At 74.1% G+C, this 24,058-nt stretch carries 19 protein-coding genes and 1 pseudogene; 5 read left to right on the top strand and 15 right to left on the bottom strand.

Features of this window, described 5'->3' with window-relative positions; translation table 11 throughout:
• Nucleotides 1–75 precede the first annotated feature (75 nt).
• Entirely contained in the window at nucleotides 76–2,130 is a 2,055-nt protein-coding gene (locus tag E1265_RS00190; protein ID WP_132928125.1) for a TIM-barrel domain-containing protein, read from the top strand.
• Here the strand turns inward: E1265_RS00190 and meaB are convergent.
• From meaB to E1265_RS00175, 3 genes are read right to left on the bottom strand one after another with little or no spacing between them, the layout of a single operon-like run.
• The gene (gene meaB / locus E1265_RS00185) at nucleotides 2,106–3,155 is read right to left on the bottom strand and encodes a methylmalonyl Co-A mutase-associated GTPase MeaB (protein WP_207930890.1); all 1,050 of its coding nucleotides are present in this window, start codon (nucleotides 3,153–3,155) and stop codon (nucleotides 2,106–2,108) included. The genes E1265_RS00190 and meaB overlap by 25 nt on opposite strands.
• The gene (scpA, locus tag E1265_RS00180; protein ID WP_132928124.1) at nucleotides 3,152–5,353 is read right to left on the bottom strand and encodes a methylmalonyl-CoA mutase; all 2,202 of its coding nucleotides are present in this window, start codon (nucleotides 5,351–5,353) and stop codon (nucleotides 3,152–3,154) included. The genes meaB and scpA overlap by 4 nt, the downstream gene beginning before the upstream one ends.
• Nucleotides 5,353–7,266, bottom strand: coding sequence for a methylmalonyl-CoA mutase family protein (locus E1265_RS00175; RefSeq protein WP_132928174.1), 1,914 nt, complete (start codon nucleotides 7,264–7,266; stop codon nucleotides 5,353–5,355). Before E1265_RS00175 ends, scpA begins: the two co-directional genes overlap by 1 nt.
• A gap of 220 nt (nucleotides 7,267–7,486) precedes the next feature.
• On the opposite strand from E1265_RS00175, the gene E1265_RS00170 reads away from it, so the two are divergent.
• Complete coding sequence (locus E1265_RS00170; protein WP_132928123.1) at nucleotides 7,487–7,945, top strand: archease; 459 nt, start codon at nucleotides 7,487–7,489, stop codon at nucleotides 7,943–7,945.
• A 45-nt stretch (nucleotides 7,946–7,990) separates the two neighbouring features.
• Nucleotides 7,991–9,433 (top strand): RtcB family protein, encoded by a 1,443-nt coding sequence (locus E1265_RS00165; RefSeq protein WP_132928122.1) that lies wholly within the window; start codon nucleotides 7,991–7,993, stop codon nucleotides 9,431–9,433.
• Nucleotides 9,434–9,741: 308 nt separating this feature from the next.
• On the opposite strand, the gene E1265_RS00160 is transcribed toward E1265_RS00165, so the two are convergent.
• From E1265_RS00160 to E1265_RS00130, 7 genes are all read right to left on the bottom strand, one after another.
• Nucleotides 9,742–10,614 (bottom strand): biotin-dependent carboxyltransferase family protein, encoded by an 873-nt coding sequence (locus E1265_RS00160; RefSeq protein ID WP_132928121.1) that lies wholly within the window; start codon nucleotides 10,612–10,614, stop codon nucleotides 9,742–9,744.
• Nucleotides 10,611–11,213 carry an allophanate hydrolase subunit 1 gene (locus E1265_RS00155; protein WP_243740435.1) on the bottom strand — a complete coding sequence of 201 codons (603 nt, stop codon included), beginning with the start codon at nucleotides 11,211–11,213 and terminating at the stop codon, nucleotides 10,611–10,613. Before E1265_RS00155 ends, E1265_RS00160 begins: the two co-directional genes overlap by 4 nt.
• Before the next feature lie 59 nt (nucleotides 11,214–11,272).
• Entirely contained in the window at nucleotides 11,273–12,046 is a 774-nt protein-coding gene (locus E1265_RS00150) for a 5-oxoprolinase subunit PxpA (protein ID WP_132928119.1), read from the bottom strand.
• Nucleotides 12,047–12,149: 103 nt separating this feature from the next.
• The gene (locus E1265_RS00145) at nucleotides 12,150–12,890 is read right to left on the bottom strand and encodes a triose-phosphate isomerase (protein WP_279571379.1); all 741 of its coding nucleotides are present in this window, start codon (nucleotides 12,888–12,890) and stop codon (nucleotides 12,150–12,152) included.
• 8 nt (nucleotides 12,891–12,898) lie between these two features.
• Nucleotides 12,899–13,348 (bottom strand): ribose-5-phosphate isomerase, encoded by a 450-nt coding sequence (locus E1265_RS00140; protein ID WP_165953602.1) that lies wholly within the window; start codon nucleotides 13,346–13,348, stop codon nucleotides 12,899–12,901.
• Nucleotides 13,348–15,066 (bottom strand): dihydroxyacetone kinase family protein, encoded by a 1,719-nt coding sequence (locus tag E1265_RS00135; protein WP_132928116.1) that lies wholly within the window; start codon nucleotides 15,064–15,066, stop codon nucleotides 13,348–13,350. Before E1265_RS00135 ends, E1265_RS00140 begins: the two co-directional genes overlap by 1 nt.
• On the bottom strand, nucleotides 15,063–15,992 hold the full coding sequence (locus E1265_RS00130) for a sugar phosphate isomerase/epimerase family protein (RefSeq protein ID WP_132928115.1): 930 nt from the start codon (nucleotides 15,990–15,992) through the stop codon (nucleotides 15,063–15,065). The genes E1265_RS00135 and E1265_RS00130 overlap by 4 nt, the downstream gene beginning before the upstream one ends.
• 114 nt (nucleotides 15,993–16,106) lie before the next feature.
• Here E1265_RS00130 and E1265_RS00125 point away from each other — a divergent pair, with 114 nt between their 5' ends.
• Entirely contained in the window at nucleotides 16,107–16,838 is a 732-nt protein-coding gene (locus E1265_RS00125; protein WP_132928114.1) for a GntR family transcriptional regulator, read from the top strand.
• Nucleotides 16,839–16,863: 25 nt separating this feature from the next.
• Here the strand turns inward: E1265_RS00125 and E1265_RS00120 are convergent.
• The 4 genes and pseudogenes from E1265_RS00120 to E1265_RS00105 form a co-directional block, all read right to left on the bottom strand.
• A pseudogene (locus E1265_RS00120) lies at nucleotides 16,864–18,623 on the bottom strand (dihydroxy-acid dehydratase).
• Between the two features lie 43 nt (nucleotides 18,624–18,666).
• Entirely contained in the window at nucleotides 18,667–19,752 is a 1,086-nt protein-coding gene (locus E1265_RS40150) for an SDR family oxidoreductase (RefSeq protein WP_279571378.1), read from the bottom strand.
• 163 nt (nucleotides 19,753–19,915) lie between these two features.
• Nucleotides 19,916–20,485 carry a GNAT family N-acetyltransferase gene (locus E1265_RS00110; protein ID WP_132928173.1) on the bottom strand — a complete coding sequence of 190 codons (570 nt, stop codon included), beginning with the start codon at nucleotides 20,483–20,485 and terminating at the stop codon, nucleotides 19,916–19,918.
• Nucleotides 20,486–21,458: 973 nt separating this feature from the next.
• Entirely contained in the window at nucleotides 21,459–22,676 is a 1,218-nt protein-coding gene (locus tag E1265_RS00105; RefSeq protein WP_132928113.1) for a M20/M25/M40 family metallo-hydrolase, read from the bottom strand.
• Between the two features lie 208 nt (nucleotides 22,677–22,884).
• Between E1265_RS00105 and E1265_RS00100 the strand changes: the two genes are divergently transcribed.
• Nucleotides 22,885–23,334, top strand: a complete 450-nt coding sequence (locus E1265_RS00100) for a twin-arginine translocation signal domain-containing protein (RefSeq protein ID WP_132928112.1) — start codon at nucleotides 22,885–22,887, stop codon at nucleotides 23,332–23,334.
• A 24-nt stretch (nucleotides 23,335–23,358) separates the two neighbouring features.
• Here E1265_RS00100 and E1265_RS00095 read toward each other — a convergent pair whose 3' ends face one another.
• Nucleotides 23,359–23,862: an NUDIX domain-containing protein gene (locus tag E1265_RS00095; RefSeq protein WP_243740428.1), complete on the bottom strand. Its 504-nt coding sequence runs from the start codon at nucleotides 23,860–23,862 to the stop codon at nucleotides 23,359–23,361.
• Nucleotides 23,863–24,058: the final 196 nt, after the last annotated feature.

Raw genomic sequence — 24,058 nt, 5'->3', positions numbered from 1 at the left:
GGATCAGTCACCCGGATCACGGCCCCGGCCAGGTGGCGGGGCGGGGGCGGAAGCGGGACGGAAGGGAGAGCCGAGATGGAACCGGGCACCGACCCCTATGTCGCCGCCGAGCCGGCGCCCGAGGGCGACGGCGTGCTCCGGATCACCCTCGGCTCCGGGCGCACCGTGGACCTCGTCTGCGGCGTCCCCGTGGACGGCGTGCTGCGGCTGCGACTCGCCGGACCTCCCGGCGACGGGCCGCGCGCCGTCGACTCCGTGCTGCGCGAGCTGCCAGAGCGGCCCGCGACCCTCACCCGGGTGCCGGGCGGCACCGCCATCACCGGGCCCGGCGTGGAGGCCTTCTGGGAGTCGGGCGACCCCACGACCGTGGGCGACGGCGAGGGCGCCCCGCAGGCCCTGCGCTTCGGCGCCTTCGAACGCTTCTCCGAGCCGGAGGGCGCCACGCTGCCCTTCCAGGCCGGCTACCGCCCGGCGACCAAGGACCGGCCCGCCGCCTGGGTGGAGACCATCCACCTCGCGCCCGACGCGGCCGTCTACGGCGGCGGCGAGAGCTACCAGGGCATCGACCTGCGCGGCCGGCACCGCAGGCTCCGCAACATCGAGGAGAACCGGGCCGCGGGACGCGACTCCGCCTACCTCAACGTGCCGCTGCTGTGGTCCGACGTCGGCTGGGGCATCTTCGCGCACACCGGCGAGCCGGTGGACGCCGACGTCGGCGCCACCCACTCCGAGGCCGCCCGCTTCCAGATCGGCGGCGACGACCTCGACCTCTTCCTGCTCAGCGGCGACGCGCCCACCATCCTCGACCGCTACCACGCCCTCACCGGCCAACCGCGCAAGCTGCCGAAGTGGGCCTTCGGGGTGTGGATGAGCCGCTCCTCCTACTTCACCGCCGACGAGATGGTGCGCACCGTCGACGAACTGGCCGCCGCCGACTGCCCGGTGGACGTCATCCACGTCGACGAGTGGCTCGACGAGTCCGTGCTCGACGACGCCTCGTGGACCGCGGGACCCGACCGCCGCCGCTTCCCCGCCGGCTGGGCCGGGCCGCTGGCCGAACGCGGCGTCCGCACCAGCCTGTGGATCAACCCGTACGTCAAGCGCGGCACCCCGCTCGCCGACTGGCTCGACGAACGCGGCTACCTGGTGCGCCGCGCCGACGGCAGCCCGGCCGCCACCGCGGACAACCCCGACACGCTGCCCGTCGACTTCACCAACCCCGAGGCCCGCGCCTGGTGGCGGGAGCGACTTGCCGACACCTTCCGCGAGGAGGGCAACTCGGCGCTCCTCAGCGACTTCGGCGAGGAGATCGCCGACGACGCGATCTTCGCCGACGGCACCACGGGCCCCGAGCGCCGCAACTCCTACGGGCTGCTCTACCAGGACGTGGTGCGGGAGGCGGGCACCGAGGCCCTCGGCGACGACTTCGTGCCCATCGCACGCTCCGGCACCGCGGGAGCGCAGCGCGACCCGGCGCACTGGGCCGGCGACATGCCGTCCACCTGGAGCGGCCTGGTCTGCACGCTGCGCGCGGTGCTCTCCATGTCGCTCAGCGGCTTCTCCATGGTCACCCACGACGCCGGCGGCTACTGGACCCCGGCCTCCTACCGGCGGGCCGGCGAGCTGCGCGCGACCATGGAGCCGGACGCCGTGTTCGCCGACGTCGAGCCCGAACTGTACGGGCGGTGGGCCCAGTGGGCCGCGTTCTCGCCGATCACGCGCTTCCACGGCACCGGCCGGCGCGAACCCACCGCCTACCCCGAGCCGTACCGCTCGGCCGCCATCGCCGCCTGCCGGCTGCGTCACCGGATCGAGCGCTACGTGAGCGACGCGGCCCAGTCGGCCGACGGGCTGCCGCTGATGCGGCCCATGCCGCTGGCCTTCCCCGGCGACCGCCAGGCCAGGGACGCCGGGCTCCAGTACCTGTTCGGCCCCGACGTGCTGGTGGCCCCGCTCCTCGAACCCGGCGGCCGGCGCGCCTGCTACGTGCCGCCGGGGGAGTGGGTCGGCCTGGTCGGCTGCCCGCCCCTCACCGGGCCCGGCTGGCGGGAGGTGACGTGCGCGCCCGACGAGTTCCCCGCCTTCGTGCGCGCGGAGCGCGGCGTTCAGGCGGTACTCGACCCGGCCTGACCCTCCCGGTCGTCCCGGTCGTTGGGCTCGTTGACCGGCTCGTTGAACGCGTCGAGCAGCCGCTCGGCGGCCAGCGTCGGGGTCAACGTGCCGTCACGGACCTGCCGTTCGAGGGTCGGCGCGAGACCCCGCACCGCCGGATGACCGTGCAGCCGGCCGAGCAGCTCGTCGTGGACCATCGACCAGGTCCACTCCACCTGCTGGTCGCGCCGCTTCTCGGCCAGCAGGCCGGCCGCCTCGAGCGCCCCACGGTGCCCCTCCAGCATCTGCCACACCTCGTCGAGCCCGGTCTCCTCGAGCGCGCTGCAGGTGAGCACCGGCGGCGACCAGACCGCGTCCGCGGGCCGCAGCATCCGCAGCGCGCCCCGCAGCTCGCGCGCCGCCGCCCGCGCCTCCCGCTCGTGCGGGCCGTCGGCCTTGTTGACGGCGACGACGTCGGCGAGCTCGAGGACGCCCTTCTTGATGCCCTGGAGCTGGTCCCCGGTCCTGGCCAGGGTGAGGAAGAGGAACGAGTCCACCATGCCGGCCACCGCCGTCTCCGACTGGCCGACGCCCACCGTCTCGACGAGGACCACGTCGTAGCCGGCGGCCTCCATCACCACCATGGTCTCGCGGGTGGCCCGCGCGACCCCGCCGAGCGTGCCGGCCGAGGGCGAGGGGCGCACGAACGCGTGCTCGTCGACGGCCAGCCTGGCCATCCGGGTCTTGTCGCCCAGGATCGAGCCGCCGGTGCGGGTGGACGACGGGTCGACGGCCAGCACCGCCACCCGGTGGCCGAGACCGGTGAGCATGGTCCCGAGGGCGTCGACGAACGTCGACTTGCCGACCCCCGGCACCCCGCTGATCCCGATGCGTCGCGCCCGGCCGGCGTGCGGCAGCAGGTCGAGCAGCAGCCGCTGCGCCAGGCGCCGGTGGTCGGGCCTGGTCGACTCCACCAGCGTTATCGACCTGGCCACCTGCGCCCGGGAGCCGGCGAGCACGCCCTTGGCGTAGCCCTCGACGTCGATGACGGGCCGGCGCGTCACGGGGCTTCGAGGTCGAGGCCGAGGCTCCTGGCCAGCGTCAGCAGCAGGTCGTGGGCGGCCTCGGGGATCACCGTGCCGGGCGGGAACACCGCCGCCGCGCCCGCCTCGCGCAGCGCCGGCACGTCGTCCGGCGGGATCACCCCGCCGACCACGATCATGATGTCCGCGCGGCCCTGGGCGGCCAACTCCTCGCGCAGCGCGGGCACCAGCGTCAGGTGGCCGGCGGCCAGCGAGGACACCCCGACGATGTGCACGTCGGCCTCGACGGCCTGCCGCGCCACCTCCTGGGGCGTCTGGAACAGCGGGCCCACGTCCACGTCGAAGCCCAGGTCGGCGAAGGCGGAGGCGATCACCTTCTGGCCCCGGTCGTGCCCGTCCTGCCCCATCTTCGCGACCAGGATCCGCGGCCGGCGGCCCTCGCCCTCCGCGAACGCCGCCACCAGCGCGCGGGTGCGCTCCACGCCGGGCGACGCCCCGGCCTCCTCGCGATACACACCCGCGATGGTACGGATCTGCCCGGAGTGTCGGCCGAACACCTGCTCAAGCGCGTCCGAGATCTCGCCGACCGTGGCCTTGGCCCGGGCCGCGTCCACCGCGAGCGCCAGCAGGTTGCCGTCGCCCGAGGCGCCGGTCGTCAGGGCCCGCAGCGCGTCCTGGCAGGCCGCCTCGTCCCGCTCGGCGCGCAGCCGCCGCAGCTTGGCGAACTGCTGGGCGCGCACCGCCGAGTTGTCGACCTGCCGCACCTCGATGCGCTCGTCCTCGTCCACCCGGTAGAGGTTGACGCCGATCACGGGCTGCCGGCCCGAGTCGATCCGAGCCTGGGTGCGGGCGGCCGCCTCCTCCACGCGCAGCTTGGGGATGCCCGCGTCGATGGCCCTGGCCATGCCGCCGGCCGCCTCCACCTCCTCGATGTGCTGCCAGGCGCGCCGCGCGAGGTCGTGGGTGAGCCGCTCCACGTAGGCGCTGCCGCCCCACGGGTCGATCACCCGGGTGGTGCCCGACTCCTGCTGCAGCAGTATCTGGGTGTTGCGGGCGATCCGGGCCGAGAAGTCGGTGGGCAGGGCGAGCGCCTCGTCCAGCGCGTTGGTGTGCAGCGACTGGGTGTGGCCCTGGGTGGCGGCCATCGCCTCCACGCAGGTGCGCACCACGTTGTTGAACACGTCCTGCGCGGTCAGCGACCAGCCGGAGGTCTGCGAATGGGTGCGCAACGACAGGGACTTGGGGTTCTCCGGCGCGAAACGCCGCACCAGCCTGGCCCACAGCACCCGGGCGGCGCGCAGCTTGGCGACCTCCATGAAGAAGTTCATGCCGATGCCCCAGAAGAACGAGAGCCGGGGCGCGAAGGCGTCCACGTCGAGGCCCGCGGCGACGCCGGCCCGCAGGTACTCGACGCCGTCGGCGAGGGTGTAGGCCAGCTCCAGGTCGGCCGTGGCCCCCGCCTCCTGGATGTGGTAGCCGGAGATGGAGATCGAGTTGTAGCGGGGCATGTGCCGCGAGGTGTAGGCGAAGACGTCGGAGATGATCCGCATCGAGGGCTGCGGCGGGTAGATGTAGGTGTTGCGGACCATGAACTCCTTGAGGATGTCGTTCTGGATGGTCCCCGCCAGCTTCTCGGGCGGCACGCCCTGCTCCTCGGCCGCCACGATGTACAGCGCGAGCACCGGCAGCACCGCGCCGTTCATCGTCATCGACACGCTCATCCGGTCCAGCGGGATGCCGTCGAACAGTTGCCGCATGTCGTAGATCGAGTCGATGGCCACGCCCGCCATCCCGACGTCCCCGGTGACCCGGGGGTGATCGCTGTCGTAGCCGCGGTGGGTCGGCAGGTCGAACGCCACCGACAGGCCCTTCTGACCGGCCGCCAGGTTCCGCCGGTAGAAGGCGTTGGACTCCTCGGCCGTGGAGAACCCGGCGTACTGCCTGATGGTCCACGGCTGGTTGACGTACATCGTCGGGTAGGGGCCGCGCAGGAACGGCGCCACCCCCGGATAGGTGCCGAGGAAGTCGAGACCGGCCAGGTCCTCGGCGGTGTACAGCGGCCGGACCGCGATGCCCTCGGGCGTCTCCCACACCAGGTCCTCGACCGAGCGGCCGCTGCTCTCCTTGACGGCGGCCCGCCACCGGTCGACGTCGACCGCCCGCTCCGCCTCGGCGGGACCGTCGAGCGGCACGTCGGAGAAGTCGGGGATGATCGGCATCACGCCACCTCCGGCGCATCGCTGACGGGTACGTCGGTAACAGGTACTTCGACAACGGGGTCCAGCAGGGAGGACAGGACGTCCACGGCGTCCACGCCGACGAAGACGAACGTGTCGACGCCCGCCGCCCGGTACTCGGCCTCCCGCTCGCCCGGGCGCCCGGCGAGCACCACCCGGCGGGCCCCGGCCGCCTTCAACGCCGCCGCCACCCCCGCCGCCTGCTCGGCGTAGAGCGCGTCGCTCGAACACAGGCAGGCCACCGCGGCGCCGCTCGCCTCGAACGCGGCCGCCACGGTGTCCGCCGCGACCGACACCGGCTCGTGCACCGGCTCGATGCCGGCCGCCTGGAACAGGTTGGCCGCGAAGCCGGCCCGCGCCGTGTGCGCCGCCACCGGGCCGAGCGCCGCCAGGAACACCCGCGGCCGCTCCTCGGCGGCGTCCGCCCTGGCACGCAGCGCCTCGAACGCCTCGTCCCCGCGCACCCTCGGCAGCCCGCCGCCCACCACGGCCGGCGCCGGGTCGCGCTCCGGCAGCCGCTCGGCCAGGTTCGCGAACTCGCTGACGCCGGTGATCGGTTCGCGCCGGCTGGCCAGCCGCCGGCCGCGCCGCGCCCACTCCTCGGAGAGCCGCTCGGCCACCAGACCCGACCGCAGCGCCGCCGCCTGCCCGCCGGCCCGCTCCAGCTCCTGGAACCAGGCCCAGCCGGCCCGCGCGAGATCGTCCGTCAGCCGCTCCACGTACCAGGAGCCGCCCGCCGGGTCGATCACCCGCCCCAGGTGCGACTCGGCCAGCAGGATCGCCGAGGTGTTCCTGGCGATCCGCCGCGCGAACGCGTCCGGCAGGCCGAGCGCCTCGTCGAACGGCAGCACCGTCACCGCGTCCGCGCCGCCCGCCCCGGCGGCCAGCGCCGCCACCGTGGTGCGCAGCATGTTCACCCACGGATCGCGCCGCGTCATCATCACCCGCGAGGTCACCGCGTGCTGCCGCTGCGCGCCGGCCGCCGGCGCCGCGCCGCTCGCCTCCGCCACCCGTGCCCACAGCCGGCGGGCCGCCCGGAGCTTGGCGATGGTCAGGAACTGGTCGGTGGTCGCGGCGTAGCGGAACTCCAGCTGGCCGAGGGCCGCGTCCACCGGGAGCCCCGCCCTGGTCAGCTCCCGCAGGTACGCCACCCCGGTCGCCAGCGAGCAGCCAAGCTCCTGGGCCGGGCTGCCACCCGCCTCGTGGTAGGGCAGCGCGTCCACCACCAGGGCGCGGAGCCCCGGGTGGTCGCGGTGGCAGCGGGCGGCCAGGCTGGCGGCCGCCCACAGCCGGGTGGTCAGCTCGGCGTGGTCGCCGCCGCGGGCCGCCAGGCCAAGCGGGTCGGCGCCCAGCACGCCGAGCACCGCGCCCGGCGCGAGGCCGCGCTCGTCCGCGATCCGCAGCAGCTCCCTGGCCGCCGCGTCGAACCCGGCGCCCGCGTCCAGCACCACCGGCGCCAGGTCGAGCAGCACCCCCTCCAGCGCGGTGGCCAGCTCCGCCACCGGCACGCCGGCGTCGCCGACCGCCAGCCACACCGAGGTGACGCCGTTCTCCAGGTCGGCCAGGACCGCCTCGTTGACCCGCCGCGGGTCCGGATCGCCGTGGAACTGCCGCACGTCCCAGCCGGCCACCGAGGTGCCCTCGGGGCGCCCGCCCCTGACGAACGGCGCGAAGCCCGGCAGGCCGGGACCCGGTGCCGTGTCTTCGGCGGTGTAGAGCGGCCTGGTGACGATTCCGTCGCCCAGCGCGGTGGCCAGCGCCTCCTCGGCCGCCGCTCCCGCCACGTCCTGCCGGCCCGCCTTGCGCAGCACCCCGGCCACCAACTCCCGCCAGTGGTCCCTGGTCACCGCGGGGAACCCCTCGGCCAGGGGGAGTTCGCCGTCGACCGCCGGCATCGACGCCTTCGTCATGGTTCTCCTCTCGACCCGCTCGCTGGCTGAGGTTCGCACGCCGGGCCAAAAGACGGATAAAGCGTGGCTCAAGGCACGAGGTGGATGCGACCCGTGCCTGGGAGGGTACGCGGAGTGGCGTCGCGTGTCGTCCCCCTACCGGCGTGATGCCCACCCCTACACGCCACCGGGTGCGGACGGCGCGCCGGCGCGCGACGATGGACCCATGGCCACCCACGGCGAGCACCCCGACGAGGGGAACACTGAGGGACGTGGCGGCCACCGTGGCGTCCCGCACACCGCTGACCTGCGCGTCTCGGCCTGGGGGTCGACGCGCGAGGAGTGCCTGGCCCAGGTCGTGCGCGGCGTCGTCGAGTCCTTCGCCGACCCCTCGTCCGGTGCCGGCGCCCGACGGCGGCGGCACACCGAGCTCCACGCGGACGACGACCCGGAGCTGCTGGTGGCGCTGATGGACGACGTCGTCTACCGGCTCGACACCGCCGGCGAGGTACCGGTCGACGTGGACCTGGACCCGATCCCCGGCGGCCTGCGGGTCGCCTACCGGATGGCCGACGCGGACGACCTCGAACCCGTCGGCGCCGCCCCCAAGGCCGTCACCCTGCACGACCTGTCGCTCGGCCGGGGGCCCGCCGGTTGGACCTGCTCGGTCACCCTCGACGTCTGAGCCGTCGAGTCGCCCACGCACCCCCGTCCGGGAGGAGAGCGCGTCATGACCCAGCACGCGGAGCGCATCGAGATCACCGAGGCCGGCGCCTACCGCTACCACATCCCGCGCCACGGCGCGATGCGGGTGCCGGGCGTCGTCTTCGCCAGCCCCGAGCTGCTGCCCCAGGCGGCCGGCGACCAGGCGCTCGACCAGGTGGTCAACGTCGCCGCGCTGCCCGGCATCGTCGGCGCCTCCTACGCCATGCCCGACGTGCACTGGGGCTACGGCTTCCCCATCGGCGGCGTGGCCGCCACGGACGTGGCCGCCGGGGGAGTGGTCTCGCCGGGCGGCGTCGGCTTCGACATCTCCTGCGGCGTCCGACTGCTCGCCGCCGACTGCGACCGCGCCGAGATCGCGCCTCGGATCGGCGCCCTGCTCGACGCGCTCGGCCGCCGCACCCCGCGTGGCGCCGGGAAGGGCGCGGTCTGGCACATCGGCCGCGGTGAGCTCGACCGGGTGCTGCGCGAGGGCTCCGCATACGCGGTGGCCAGCGGCCACGGCGTGGAGCGCGACCTGGAGCGCTGCGAGGACGGCGGCGTGCTCGCCGAGGCCGACCCGGCGGCCGGCCGGGTCGGAGACCGGGCCAGGGACCGCGGCCTCGGCCAGCTGGGCAGCCTCGGCTCCGGCAACCACTTCCTGGAGGTCCAGGAGGTGGAGACCGTCCACGACGAGGCGGCGGCGCGCGCCATGGGCCTCGTCGCCGGCCAGGTCTGCGTGATGATCCACTGCGGCTCGCGTGGCCTCGGCCACCAGATCTGCACCGACCAGGTGCGGACCATGGGCCGCGCCATGCGGCGGTACGGCATCGAGGTGCCGGACCGCCAGCTGGCGTGCGTGCCGGCCGACTCGCCCGAGGGTCGCGACTACCTCGCCGCCATGGCGGCCGCCGCCAACTACGCCCGGGCCAACCGGCAGTTGCTCACCGAGTCAAGCCGGGCCGCGTTCGCCGAGACCGTCGGCCACGACCTCGACCTGGTCTACGACATCTCGCACAACCTGGCCAAGATCGAGACGCACCGGGTCGACGGCGAGCAGCGCCGGCTGTGCGTGCACCGCAAGGGCGCGACCAGGGCGCTGCCGCCGGGACACCCCGAACTGCCGCCCGACCTCGCCGAGGTCGGCCAGCCGGTGCTGATCCCCGGCACGATGGGCACCGCCTCCTACCTCCTCACCGGGGTCCCCGACGGCGACGCGTGGCACTCCACCTGCCACGGCGCCGGCCGCGTCGAGAGCCGCCACCAGGCGGCCAGGGAGGTCAGCGGCGGCCGGCTGCGCGCCGAGATGGAGGCCCAGGGCATCGCCGTCCGCGGCACCACGGCCCGCGGCCTCGCCGAGGAGGCGCCCGGTGCTTACAAGGACATCGACGCGGTGGTGACCGCCGCCGAAGGCGCCGGCCTGTGCCGCCGCGTGGCCCGCCTGGTGCCACTCGGCGTGGTCAAGGGCTGACGGGCGCCTGGCGCCGCGGCCTGGGCGACGCCCGCGTCGGCGGCCTGACGGCCGGCCGCAGCGGCTGTGGCCGGGCCGCCCACCGCTGCGTGGGCGTTCACCGCCGTGGCGGGCGTTGTGGGAGCGGCCCGGGGCAGGTGGATGCTGAACTGCCTCGACGGCGAGTGCGAGGCGCGAGGCGGCGCGGCCCGAGCGCTGCCGCCGCCGCAGCCGGCCGGCCAGGCGGCCTGGCCGTCGTACGGCGTGGCCCGGCGGCGGCCGGGAGGTGCTGGCCGAGCGGAGCGGAACCGCGGCCCGGCCGGTCGAGGTCAGGCCCGAGCGGAGCGGAACCGGACAGCGGCCCCCGGGGGGATCTGGCCGGCCAGTGGCAGGTCCGCGCCGTGGAGCACGGCGATCACCGGGTAGCCGCCGGTGACCGGGTGGTCGGCGAGGAACAACACGGGCTGGCCGTTGGGCGGCACCTGGAGCGCGCCGGCCACCATGCCCTCCGCCGGCAGCTCGCCGTCCCGCTCCCGCCGCAGCTCGGGTCCTGAGAGCCGGATGCCGACCCGGTTGCCCTCACTGGTCGCCGTCCAACGTGCCGCGCACAGCAGCTCGACGGCTCCGGCGGGGAACCAGTCGTCCCGCGGCCCGGGCAGCACCCGCAGCAGGAACTCCTTCGGCGGCGCGGAACACGGGGCCGCGTCCACGCGGGGGAGGGGCCCGGCCGGCTCGCCTACCGGCAGGGTGTCGCCGGTCCGCAGCGGCGCGGGGCCGAGCCCCGACAGCAGGTCGGTGGCCCGCGAGCCAAGCACCGGCGGCACGTCGACGCCGCCGCGCACCGCCAGGTAGCTCCGCAACCCCGAGGTCGGCGGCCCGAGTTCCAGGACGGCGCCGTCCCGCAGCGCCAGCGGCGCGGCGAACGGTGCCGGGACGCCGTCCACCGTCACCGCGCCCGGCGCGCCCGTCACCGCCGCGTACCACACCCCGCGACCCCGTGCCCGCACCTGGAGCCCGCCGAAGGTGACCTCGACGCCGGCGGCGTCCGGCGCGTTGCCCACCAGCCGGTTGGCCAGGGCGAGCGCCGGCCCGTCGGCGGCGCCGGAGCGCGGCACGCCGAGCTCGGCCCAGCCGGGCCTGCCCCGGTCCTGCACGGTGGCCAGCGGCCCGGTCGCGACGATCTCCAGGGCCCACGCGCTCATGCCGTCGCCCCCACACCGATCGCCGTGAAGCGCACCGTCCGCCCCGGCACGAGCAGCGCCGGCGGGTCGCGGTCGGTGTCCCACAGCGGCGCGTCCGTCGTGCCGAGCAGCCGCCAACCGCCCGGCGAGGAACGCGGATAGACGCCGGTGTAGCCGCCGGCCACCGCTACCGAGCCCGCCGGCACGGCGGTTCGCGGCTCGGCTCGGCGCGGCACGTGCAACACCGGGTCGGTGCCGGTGAGATAGCCGAAGCCGGGCGCGAACCCGGCGAACGCCACGGTGTAGAGCGGCGCGGTGTGCCGGGCCACCACCTCCGCCGCGCTGAGCCCGGTCAGCGCGGCGACCTCCGCCAGGTCGGGGCCGTCGTAGCGGACCGGGACGGTCAGCGTGTCGAGCCGGCCGGGCGGCCGTGCGACGTCCCCGGCGGCGAGCCCCGCCGCCCGCTCGGCCAGTGTCCGCCGCACGTCGTCGTGGCCCGTCACGCTCGGGTCGTACCGCACCAGCAGCGTGCGGGCCGCCGGCACCAACTCGTCCACGCCCGGCGGTCGTTCGGCCAGCAGCGAGGCCCGCAGCGCCAGCACGGCCGGCAGTCCCTCCAACTCGGCGAGCACCGCCGCGTCGCCCGCCCGCCGCACCCCGAGGAGCGGGGTGCCGCCGCTCACGGCGCGGCCACCGCGAACGGCGCCGGTGGGTGCCCGGCCCGCTCGAGCTCCGCCCGCAGCCGCTTGGCGATGGCCACCGCGCCCGGCGTGTCCCCGTGCACGCACAACGACCGCACGCTCAGCGGTACGTCGCTGCCGTCCACCGCGGTCACCACGCCCTCGGTCACCATCCGCAGGCAGCGCGCCACGATCTGGTCGGCGTCGTGCAGCACGGCGCCCGGTTCGCGGCGCGACACCAGGGCGCCCCGCGGCGTGTAGGCACGGTCGGCGAACGCCTCGTGCACGGGCGTCAACCCGGCCTCGGCCGCGGCCCGCAGCCAGACGCTGCCCGGCAGCCCGAGCACCGGCAGCGCCGGATCGTACCGGCGCACCGCCTCGGCGACGGCCGCGGCCTGCGCCTCGTGGTGGACGATCGCGTTGTAGAGCGCGCCGTGCGGCTTCACATAGGCGACCCGGGTGCCGGCGAGCCGCGCGAAGCCGTCCAGCGCGCCGATCTGGTAGACGACGTCGTTGACCAGCTCGGCCGGGTCGACGTCGATGAACCGGCGCCCGAACCCCGGCAGGTCCCGGTAGCCGACCTGCGCGCCGATCGCGACGCCACGCGCCGCCGCCGCCTCGCACACCCGCCGCATGATGGTCGGGTCACCGGCGTGGAAGCCGCAGGCCACGTTGGCGCTGGTGACGACCGCGAGCAGCGCCTCGTCGTCCCCGAGCCGCCACTGCCCGAACCCCTCGCCGAGATCGCTGTTGAGGTCGATCACTGTGCTCATCGGGACGGACCCTACCGTGACGGTGCCGGTCGTCGACGGCATCCCTGCCGACGGGGCGCCCGCCGAGCGGCCCGGCCGGCCGGGCCGCTCGGCGAGGGGTGAGTCAGCGCTCGCCCGCGATGTCGAGCAGCGCCAGCAGGCCCGACACCCGCCAGGCGGCGCGGCCGACGAAGAGGCCGTCGACGCCCGGGACTCCGAGCAGCGCGGCGGCGTTGTCCGGGGCGACCGAGCCGCCGTAGAGCACCCCGGCGACGCGGTCGCCTACCGCGTCCCGCAGGGCGGCCACCGGCGCGGCGATCTCGGCCGGCTCGGCCGGGCGGCCGGCGTCGCCGATGGCCCAGACCGGTTCGTAGGCCAGCAGCACGGAGCCCGTGTCGGCCAACCCGTCGAGCGCCGCGCGCGCCTGGGCGACCACGTGGTCGGCCGAGCCGCCGGCGGCGAACGTGCCGGCGTCCTCGCCGACGCACACCAGCGGGATCAGCCCGTGCCGGAGCGCCGCCGCGACCTTGAGCCGGACCGTGGCGTCGGTCTCGGCGAAGTGGGCCCGCCGCTCCGAGTGGCCGAGCTCCACGATCCGCGCCCCGGCGTCGGCCGCCTGCGGCATCGAGATCTCCCCGGTCCAGGCGCCCCCGTCCGCCCAGTGCGCGTTCTGCGCGCCGACCAGCACCGGCGAGTCGGCGCCGAGCGTGCGCGCGACCGTCTCGATCGCCGTCGCCGGCGGGATCACGAACGGCCGCACGCCGGCGGGCAGTCGCGGGCCGATCGCGTCCCGCAGCCGCGCCGCGTACGCCGCCGACTCGGCGATCGTCTTGGTCATCTTGAAGCTGGTACCGATCCAGCGCACCGCGGCGCTCACCCCTCGTAGGAACGGATCGCCTCGACCTTGGCCGCCGAGGCCGAGGCCGGGTCAAAGGTGTACGTCAGCCACTCCCCGGCCAGCCGGCGCGCCAGCTCCAGACCGATCACCCGCTGGCCGAGGCACAGCACCTGCGCGTCGTTGGACAGCACGGAGCGTTCGACGGAGAACGAGTCGTGCGCGGTGACCGCCCGGATCCCCGGCACCTTGTTGGCCGCGATCGCCACCCCGAGGCCGGTGCCGCAGACCAGCAGCGCCCGGTCCGCCCGCCCCTCGGCCACCAGCCGCGCGGCCTCCACCGCGACATGGGGGTAGTCGGTGCCCTGCCCCTCGGCGATCCCGACGTCGATGACCTCCGCCACCAGGTCGTTGGCCGCCAGGTCGGCCTTGAGCGCCTCCTTGTAGTCGAAGCCGGCGCCGTCGGCGCCCACCGCTATCCGCAGCATCACTCGAACTCCTCACTCAGAGCCGTCACGATCAGGGCGAACGAGACCGCGCCCGCGTCGGGGGTGCCGATCCCGCGTTCGCCGTGCACCCGGGCCCGGCCGAGCCGCGCCGGGAAGTCGGCCGTCGCGTCCGCGGCCCGCTTCGCCGCCCGGGCGGCCAACGCGCCCGCGCGGCCGGCCGGCTCGCCTTCCTCGAGCGCCTTCGCCAGCGTCTCGGCGAACGGCAGGGCCGCGTCCACCAGCGTCTTGTCGCCGGGACGCGCGCCGCCCAACTCCGTGACGGCGTCCACCGCGGCCCGCGCCCCGGCCGCCAACCGCCCCGCATCCGGGGCCGTCTCGTCGCCGAGCGCCGCGCCGAACGCCGTCAGCATGGCGCCCCACAGCGCCCCCGAGGTGCCGCCGGCCCGCTCGGCCCACGCCTCGCCGGCCCTGACCAGCGTCGTCATCGCGCCGGCCCCGGCGGCCGCCGCCTCGGCTCCGGCCGTGGCCGCCGCCTCCGCGCCGCGCCGCATCCCGATGCCGTGGTCGCCGTCCCCGGCGACCGCGTCGAGCCGGCCCAACTCCTCCTCGTGGGCGGCGATCACGTCGGTGACCGTCTCCAGCGCCGTCACAAGACGCCGCGCCGCCGTCCGCGAGGGCTCGGCGCCCGCCGCGATCGCGGGCGGCGCCGCGGAGGCGTCGAGGTCGTCCGCGCGCGCCGGCCGCGGCTCGACCAGGCCCTTGCGGTAGGCGGGGGAGTCCGCCGGCGCCTCCCACAGCTCGGCCAGCTCGTCGTCCAAGAAGGTGAGGGTGAGCGAGAGCCCGGCCATGTCCAGACTGGTGACCAGCTCGCCGACCTCCGGGTCGACCGGCCGCAGCCCGTGCTCGGCCAGGCGCGCCGCCACCCGCCGGTGGACCACGTACAGCTCCTCGTACTTGGTCTCGCCTAGCCCGTTGACCAGCACCGCCACCCGGTCCTCGCCGTACCCCACGTGCCAGGCCGGGCGCTCACCGAGCAACCGATCGACCAGCAGGTCGGCCACGGCGTCGGCGCTCGCCAACTCCCGCTCCTCGATGCCCGGTTCGCCGTGGATGCCGAGGCCGATCGCCATCCGGCCCGGCTCAATCGTGAACAGCGGCTCGGCCGCGCCCGGCAGGGTGCAGCCGCCAAAGGCGACGCCCAGGGAACGCGTCGCCGCCACGGCCCGGCGACCCACCCGCTCCACCTCGTCGATGTCGAGGCCGTGCTCGGCCGCCGCGCCCATGATCTTGAACACCGGCAGGTCGCCCGCGATCCCGCGGCGCGCTCCGTGGTCCTCTGGCGGCGCCGAGGCGATGTCGTCCGTCACCGTCAGCACCCGCACGTCGAGCCCCTCGGCCCGCAGCCGGACGGCCGCCTGGCCGAAGTGCAGCACGTCGCCCGCGTAGTTGCCGAAGGAGAGGATGACGCCGCCGCCCGCCTCGCAGGCCCGCGCGACCGAGGCGACCTGGGCGGCGGACGGCGAGGCGAACAGGTTGCCGCAGGCCGCGCCGTGCGCCAAGCCCGGGCCGACCCACCCCGCGAACGCCGGGTAGTGGCCGCTGCCGCCGCCCACCACCAGCGCGACCCGACCCGGCGGGGTCGCGCTGGCCCGCACCACGCCGCCGCGCACCCGCCGCACCCGGCCGGCGTGCGCGGCCGCGAACCCCTCGAGCGCCTCGTCGGCGAACGCCGACGGGTCGTTGCACACCACCGTCACCTGGCACCTCCGGGCAGCTTGGCGGCCAACAGCCGCCGCAGGTACTCCCGGTTGGTGGCCGACACGCTCAACCCGTCGCCGCCGTAGTGCTCCACGCAGATCGGGCCGGCGAACCCGGCGGCCAACGCGATCTCGACGGCCCGCCGGTAGTTGACGAACCCGGACTCGGCCGGGGCCGGCACGGTGAAGTAGGCGTCGGTGGCCGGGTCGTGGTCCCGGTAGTAGTTCTTGACGTGCCAGTAGTTGGTGAACGGCGCGGTCTCGAGCATGATCCGCTCCCAGTCCTCCACGGGCCTGTGCAGCCGCACCAGGTTCCCGATGTCCGGGTTGAGCCCGACGTTGGCCGCCCCGATCTCCCGCACCAGCCGGACGGCGCTCTCCGCCGTCCCGAGGTAGGTGTCCTCGTACATCTCCAGGGACACCGCCACCCCGAGCTCCGCGGCCCGCTCGCCGATCAGGCCGAGCCGCTCGACGGCCAGGCCCCAGACCCGCTCGTCCCCGACCGGGTCGCTCGCCCCCGGCTCGGTCCAGAACCACACGGCCGCCCGCTGTCGCCCGGAGAGCTCGCGGTGCAGCCCGACGGACACCACCCCGACGCCGAGGTCGGCCGCGGCCTCCACCGTCCTGAGCAGGTACGCCAGGTTCTCCTCGGCCCGCCCCTCGTCCGGATCCGTCACGCTGCGCCGCACCGTGGAGATCGCGGTGACGCCGAGGCCGGCCTCCCTGAGCCCCGCGGCCAGCTCCCGGCGCCGCTCGGCGTCCAGGTCGCCGGGCCGCACCCAGGTGTCGGTGAGGTCAACGTGGTCGAACCCGGCGGCGGCCACCTCCCGCAGGGTCTCCGCCCACCGCGCCGCGGGCGCGTCCTGGGCGTCGGGGAACTGCAGGAGCGCGGCGCCGATCGGCCAGTCCTGCGCAGAGAAAGCCATGTGCGTCTCCGAACGTCGATGTCAGCGGGGCGCCCGTATCGTGGATCGTATAGGATCTATTCTCGTCGGTACAGTCCGCGTGCGATCCCGCCCGCCCGATACCATCGAGCCGATATGACTCCCCAGAGCCCGCCAACCCAGCCGAAGACCCCCGTGGTCCCGCGCCGCGCCCTCCGCGACGGCGTCTACGACGCGATCCTCGAGAAGCTACTCGACGGCTCGACGCCCCCCGGCAGCTCGCTCAACATCGACTCGCTGTCGAGGGAGTTGGGTGTCTCCCAGACGCCGGTGCGCGAGGCGCTGGTGCAGATGGAGCACACCGGCCTCGTCGCCAGGACCGCCCTCAAGGGCTATCGCGTGGCGCCGCCGCTCTCCGCCGCCCAGATGACGGAGCTGATGGACGCCCGCGCCGTCGTCGAGATCGCCGCCGTGGAGCGCGCGGCGCTCCGCGCCGCCGACCTCCTGTCGGACCTGCGCGCCGCCCACGCCCACCACGTCCTGGCGGCCCACGAGGTCGCCCGCCTCCGCAGCGGCGAGGGCCCGCCGACCGGCTACGCCGACCTCCGCGAGTGCTTCACCGCCGACTGGTCCTTCCACCTGGTGATCATCCGCGCCGGGGGCAACCACTTCCTCACCCAGATGGCGGAGTCGCTGAACGCCCACGCCCACCGGCTCCGCCAGTCCGTCGACCACGGCACCTTCGACATCGACCAGGCTGTCACCGAACACGCCGCGATCCTCGCCGCGTTCGAGTCGGGCGACCCCACGGCCCCGGTCGAGGCCATGCGCGCCCACCTCACCGCCATCGACCGCCGCTCCCACGCGGAGGAGGACGGCGGCGCCTGACGCGCCGGCTCTCGCCGGGCCGGTATCACCAGCCGCCGTGCCAGCCGCTGAGAAGCCCCGTCGGCAGGGTGGTGTCCGACGGGTCGTGGGGTCCGCCGCGGAGGAAGTCGAAGTCGCAGCCCTGGTCGGCCTGGGTGACGCGCTCCGCGTACAGTCGCAGGTAGCCGCGCCCCGCGTCGTGGGCGGGTGGCGGTGCGGCGGTGGCCTGACGGCGGGCGAGCTCGGCCGCGGGGACGTCGATGTCGAGGCGCCGCGCGGCGGTGTCGAGCATGACGGGGTCGCCGGTGCGGAGCAGGCCGAGCGGGCCGCCGGCCCTGGCCTCGGGGGCGACGTGGAGCACGACCGTGCCGAAGGCGGTGCCGCTCATCCGGGCGTCGCTGATGCGCACCATGTCCCGGACTCCGCAGCGCAACAACTTCTCGGGGTAGGGTAGTTGGCCCCACTCGGGCATGCCGGGGCCGCCGACGGGGCCGACGTCGCGCAGGACGAGCACGGTGTCCTCGGTGACGTTGAGCCCTGGGTCGTCGATGCGGTGGGACGGCTCGCCGACGCTGTCGAAGACGAGGGCCGGGCCGCGGTGCCGGAGCCGGCTCGGGTCGGCGGCCGAGGTCTTGATGATCGCGCCGTCGGGCGCGAGCGTGCCGCGGAGCACGGCGAGGCTGCCGGTGGGTCCGAAGGGGGCGTCCAGGGAGGCGATGACCTCGCCGGCGTCCGGGCGCCGCTCCGGGAGGCCCTCCACGAGCGTCGCGCCACCGACCCCCGCCGCGTCGAGGTGCAGCAGCGGTGCCAGCTCGGCGAGCAGCGTGGGGATGCCGCCGGCCTCGTGGAGGTCGGCGAACAACCGGGCGCCGCTCGGCCTGATGTCGGCGATACGGGGGGTGACGGCGGAGATCTCGTCGAACCGCTGGAGGGTGAGCGGCACGCCGACGCGGCCGGCGAGGGCGAGCAGGTGGAGGACGGCGTTCGTGGAGCCACCCAGCGCCATCAGCACGGTGATGGCGTTGTCGAAGGCGTCGGCGGTGAGGATGTGGGAGGGGCGTAGTCGTCGTGGGCGAGTTGGACGGCGCGGCGGCCGGCGGCCTCGGCGGCTGCCTGGCGGCGGGCGTCCGTGGCGGGGATGGTGGCGCTGCCTGGCAGGCTCATGCCGAGGGCCTCGGTGACGGCGGCCATGGTGGCGGCAGTGCCGAGTTCGGGGCAGTGGCCGGCAGATGGCATCGCGGCGGCCTCCAGTTCGTCGAACTCGGCGCGGGACATCCGCCCGGCGCGCAGTTCGTTGACGTAGGCCCACAGGTCGGTGCCCACGCCGAGTTCCCGTCCCTGGAACCTGGCGGGGTTAGCGGGGCCGCCGGTCACGGCGATCGCGGGTACGTCCGCGCTGGCCGCGCCCATCAGTTGGGCCGGGACGGTCTTGTCGCAGCCGCCGAGGAGGACGACCGCGTCGAAGGGGTAGCCGCTGATGCTCTCCTCGACGTCCATGGCCATCAGGTTGCGGAAGAGCATCGCGGTGGGCTTGAGGAGGTTCTCGCCCAGGCTCATGGTGGGGAATTCCAGGGGCAGTCCGCCGGCCTGGAGGACGCCGCGCCGGACGGCGTCGGCGAGGCCGCGGAAGTGCAGGTTGCAACTGACCAGTTCCGACCAGGAGTTGCAGATGCCGACGACGGGCCGTCCGTCCAGCGCGGCGCGGCTGACGCCGGCGGCGGTCAGGGAGCCTCGGTGCAGGAAGCCGGGCAGGTCGGCTCCGGCGAACCAGTGGCCGCTGCGTCGGGTGCCGGGTGTCAGGGGCACGGTCTCTCCTGTCGATCGTGGGGTGGTTCGGCGGCCGGACGCGTCAGTAGATGCGGGCGAGCAGGCCGCCGTCGACCACCAGGTCGGTGCCGGTGACGTAGGCGGCGTCGTCGGAGGCCAGGAAGAGGGCGGCGCCCGCGATGTCGGCGGGACTGGCGAGCCGGCCCAACGGGTAGCGCGCCTCGATCTCTGCGCGGGCCGCGTCCGGATCGGGGCGGTGGGCGAAGAACTCCCGCACCATCTCGGTGTCGACGTCGCCCGGGCAGATGGTGTTGCAACGGATGTTGTCGACGCCGTGGGCGGCGACGGAGCGGCACCGCGCCCGCAGCGCGCCCTTGGTGGCGCCGTACATCGGCAGGTCGGGGTCGCCGGTGATGCCGAGCAACGAGGCGGTGAGGATGATGGATCCGCCGCCGGCCGAGCGCATGGCCGGTACGACGGCTCGGATGGCCTCGGCCACCGCACGCTGGTTGACGGCGTACATCCGGTCCCAGTGCGCCGGCTCGGTGGCCTCGAGCCCACCCATTACCTGGACGGCGGCGTTGGCGTGCAGGACGTCGACACGATCGAGGGCGGCCAAGGCCGCGTCGATCATCTCCCGGGCCACTGCCCACGCCCACGCGGGCGACGCCGCAGCGGCCTGGAGTTCTGCGATCTCCGCCTCGACGTGCTGCTCCTTGTCGACCAAGCGGGTGTAGCTCATCGCCTTGTGCTTTGAGGCATTGGCCTCAAGCTTCGTGCCGTACAACGCCACCCTGCCCATCTTCACCATGCCCGAACTCTGGGCCAGGTGCAGCGGCTGGGTGAAGATCCCTGCCAGGGCGTCCAGGTGCCGGGCCTGGAACCTGGATATCGACCGGTAATCCGGGCCGGCCCCGGCGGCCAGGTAGCGGAAGGCCACATCATCGGTGCACTTGCGCTCGATCGCCCGCGACGAGCGCACCCCGGTTGTGTAGCCGTAGGTCAGCAGCCGGACCATCAGACGCGGGCCATACGGCGGGAACCCGCGCCTCTCGGTGTAGGACGCCAGGATCGGGGCCAGGTCCAGGACCTCGTCGACCAACTCGGCGACGAACCGCGCCAGATGGTCCTGCGGCAACCACTCATCCAGCGACGGCGGCAGCAACATCATCTGATCGGAGACGAACACCCGGAACGTCTTCTTCACCGGCACCGTCGGTGCGGTCTGCGGCTCAACCACCGCCGCCGGGTCCACCTCGAACAGGCCATCCCCACCAGAAATACCAGGATTCTTCCATACGGAAGATCACGAACAGGAGGCGGCGTCGGGCTCAACTGCTTGATTGACCGCCAATGTCCGCGGCCAGCGCCGCGTAGATGTACTCGCTGCCCCAGCGATCCCCGTCGAGGTCGTTTTCGACCAGGTGCGCCTCCCGACGCATCCCGAGGCGCTCACAGACCCGCACAGACCCGGTGTTCTCCACATCCAGCCGTGCGTAGAGCCGGTGCACGCCCAGCGTGTCGAAGGCAAACCCGGCCAGCGCCGCGGCCGCCTCGGTCGCGTAGCCGTGCCCCTGGTGACGTGGGTCGAGAGTCCAGCCGATCTCGGCCTGGGCGGCGCGGGCATCGGCCAGGGCGAGGCTCACCTCGCCAAGGACGCCGGGCTCATCGCGTCGGCAGACAGCGAGCGCCAGCTTGTCCCCGTCGGCGCGCCAGGCCGTCTGCGCCGCGCGCTCGGCGGCAACCTGCTCGCTGCGCTCCCGCGTGTGCGCCGGCCGGTACAAGTAGCGCGCCACGCTCGGCAGGCTCTGGTAGGCGTACAGGTCGTCGGCGTCGCCGGGAGTGAACAGACGCAGCGACAACCGGGCCGTGGTCAACGGCAGCAGCGAGGCGACGTCCATGCGGACCTCCGGGACGCGGATGTGGATCAAGATGCGGACTGATTTTCGCATCACGACTGCCCGCCAGCCACGCCTTTTCAACAGCAGCGCCCGACAGCCCCACTCCACCACGAGGCTCGGCATTCCAGGAGTTGTTTACTGACCCACGCTCCTAGCCGCAATACCGGTGACTTTATGGCTCTCGAGAGCGCCGTAGGGCGACGTTCCCGCAGGTCAGACGCGCGAATCGACCCTTAAGTCACTGGCATGGAGCTAGCCGAGCAGGCCGTCTCCGAATACGCCGCGATCTCGCGGCGTTCGAGTCGGGCCGACCCCACGGCCCCGGTCGAAGCCATGCGCGCCCACTTCACCGCCATCGACCGCCGCTCCCACGTGGCCGCGTGGAGCGGCGAAATCCCGGCCGTTCGCGGTGCGTTGACCACTCGCTCGGGCGGTGCCGGGCTGGCGTATCGGGACGAGGTGCCCGCTGACCGTGACCCGCACGGCGTGCTGTGGGCATGGTTGACCGACGCGCCTGGGGTCGGGCGGCCCAACCTCCGTGCCGTGCACTCAAGTCGGCAGCGGCGCGCCATGCTGGCGAAGCTGTGCAAGGTGTGCGGCGGGCAAGCGAGCCGAACCTCCCGTGGCTGGCTGTTCCTTCTCCCGCGCCCCGACGCGACCGAGCGGCACGCGAGTTGGCCGGAGGGCCGCTCTCGGCCAAGCCGCCGATCTGCCTGCCGTGCGTGGCGCTGGCCGCTCGGCACTGTCCGCACCTCACCGGGCCGTTGCTGCTCCGCTCCAGAAAGCCGCGGCCTGGGGCGTCTTCGGTGGCTTCTGTTACCCCCACCGCAAGCGGCCGGCTCGTCTACTCCTCGGAGGACGGCTACCTGCCGTACGGACATCGGGCCGCGCCGTGGTTTCTGGCGTCCAACTCGTCATCGAACTCAGCCGCTACACCGAGGTGAACGAGCTCGGCCAATGAAGGCGCGTTCGGTCAGGCGGCGCCGTTGGTGAGGAGGGTGAGAAGGGCGGAGTGGTAGGTGGCCTGGACGGCGGGAAGCGCGTCGGTCCTGATGCGCTCGTCCGTGGCGTGCAGGCCGATGTACTCGGCGCCGAAGCCGGCCGTGGCGGGGATGCCGAGGCCGGCGAGGTAGTTGCCGATGTTGGACGGTCCGGCGATCTTCGGCTTCGGGCGCAGTCCTTGCCGGTGGGCCGCGGTGAGCAGCGCGGCTCGGAGGGGGGAGTTTTCGAGCAGGGCGTAGGGCGGCCAGCGGGTGTGGACGTCGATCCGGGTGGGCGGCGTGGTGGGCCAGGCCCGGTCGGTTCGCTCAGCGGCGGCGGCCAGAAGTTCGCCGGCGGCGCTGTCGTCGAAGGCCGGGGTGGTGCGGATGTCCACGTTGAGCGTGCAGAGATCGGGGGTGACGGAGAAGCCCTGCCCTGCGGTGATGGCGGTGACGGTCACCTTGCCAGGTAGCGGGAAGTCGCTGTGCGGCTGTGGCAGTTCGGTCGCGTTGAGTTCACGGATGAGGTCGGCGGCCTTGTCGATGGCGTTGGACGTTGACTTTCTGCCTCCGGAGTGGGAGGAGACACCGTGAAGGTGAACCTGGGCGCGGTGGACGCCCCGGCCGCCGATCACGACATGGTCGTCACCCGGGTACCCGATCATGACCCCGGCGACATCGGCGGGGGCATCGGGGCCCTGGAAGTAGCGTTTGGCGCCGCCGAAGCCGCCGGTGTGCTCGTCGAGGTCGAAAAGCAGCACCAGGGTGCCGTGCAACTGGTCGGCGCGGCGCCGGAGGTGTGCGGCGATGTGGCAGAAGGTGGCGACCGCGGCCTTGGAGTCCGAGGATCCCCGGCCCCACAGCCAGCCGCCTTCGAGGAGGCCGGAGGTGGGTGGGTGGGTCCAGGCGGCCTCGTCGCCGTAGGGAGCGGTGTCCAGGCAGGCGTCCAGCACCCAGCGTGGTCCCGGAAGGGCCCCGGCCACCTCGGCGGTGACGGCGACCGGTGTGCCGGTGGCGTCATGCAGGACGTGGGGAGCCAGACCGCGATCGCGCATCCAGGTGCTGAGCGCGGCGATGACGGGCTCGTAGGGGTCGATGCCGGCGCGGCTGGGGACGCGCACTAGGTCCTGGGTGAGGTCCAGGACGGTGTCGTGGTCCTCCTTGGCCAGGGCGAGGGGATCGGGGGCGTCAGAAAGGGCGGGCCGGTTCATGAGGCGTCCTGCTTTCGCTGGCCGGGGAGGGAGGCATAGGCGGAGGTCAGAAGCGTCGCGGTCGGTGGGGATCATGCCCGGGTGAACGGCATTGAGCCCGAGGTTGCGGTCGTCGGGATCGCGGGGCGGCGACTGATGAACGGCGTATAGATCGACGACTGGTCATCGATCGGGCAGCCCGTGTCCTCCCGAATCCCACGGAGGACGCGTGATCACACGACGAAGGCTGCTCGGCGCCACCGCTCTTGGCGGAGCATGGGTTGTCGCGGGCACACTGCCCGCCTCGGCTGCCGAAACGACATCCGTCGCGGAGGAGTTGTCTCGGTTTGTCGCCGACCTGGCAGATCGGGGCGAGTTCTCCGGCGCGGTTCAACTCGACCACCGTCGGCGATCTCACCTCGTTCGCGCGTGCCCTCACGCGCCACCGTTTCATCGACGCCGCCCACACCGCCGAGGTCACCACCGGCAAGATCCGACCGGGTTCGGCGACCGTTACGGCTACGGCTGCGCCGACCTCACAGTCGCCGGTCACCGCGTCATCTACCCCGACGACGGCTACAGCCTCGCCGCGCTCTTCGATGTGGCCACGATGGGCCCGGACGGCGGCGGTGTGCAGCCGATCGTGCGGAAGCCCCAAGAGCTCATCACTGGGCGGTAGGGAGACGGCCGGTGATGCTTCGCCTTACTCCTGATCAGCGTCCTCGTTGAAGCTGCCGAGATGCACAGGCCGTCGGTCGAGGCCAACGGTGGCCAGCACGTCGGGTAGGAGAGAGGCCATCTTCTTGGGCCGGACGGTCTCCGCGGTGGTGGCCAGTTCGGGCGTGGACCACCAGCGATGCCCGTAACGGGCCTCCTCCGTCCGGATGTTCATCCGGCCTGCCTCGTCAGCCGTTACGCGGGCAAGACGGTACTCCTCGTACTGGTCAAAGACATGCCCGTCGACGCTGAAGATCGCTTGCCGGGTCCAGACGACGCGACTCAGTCGCTCAACCGGAAGCGACAGCTCCGTCTCCTCCCAGACCTCCCGGACTGCGGCCTGAAGGTAGTTCTCGTCCGGCTCGACGCCACCACCGACGGTGAACCACCACCTAGCCCCCGACCTGCGAGGATCACGACCGCACAGCAGGAGCAGATCATCCTCATCCACCAGAAGAACTCGGGAAGTCCACCGTTCCGTCAGCGCCATGAAGGCTGATGTTATCTGTGGCTTTCGCGTCCACCCGACCGCCCGGGGCGGGGTCCACGGCGCGGCCGTGCTCGCGGAACTCGGCGGCGATCCCGGCCGGCCAACGGTTGAGCCGCGCCAGCCCAGGCTCCCAAGAAGGGCGTATGGATCTCGTATGGCCCGGTCATCGCCTTCCGATGTACGCCGGCCGATAGGA

Origin of the sequence: Streptomyces sp. 8K308, assembly GCF_004348315.1 — a bacterium.
Lineage (GTDB): Bacteria > Actinomycetota > Actinomycetes > Streptomycetales > Streptomycetaceae > Streptomyces.
Note: the sequence above shows the minus strand (reverse complement) of the source record. Positions and strands in the feature narration are given on the sequence as shown.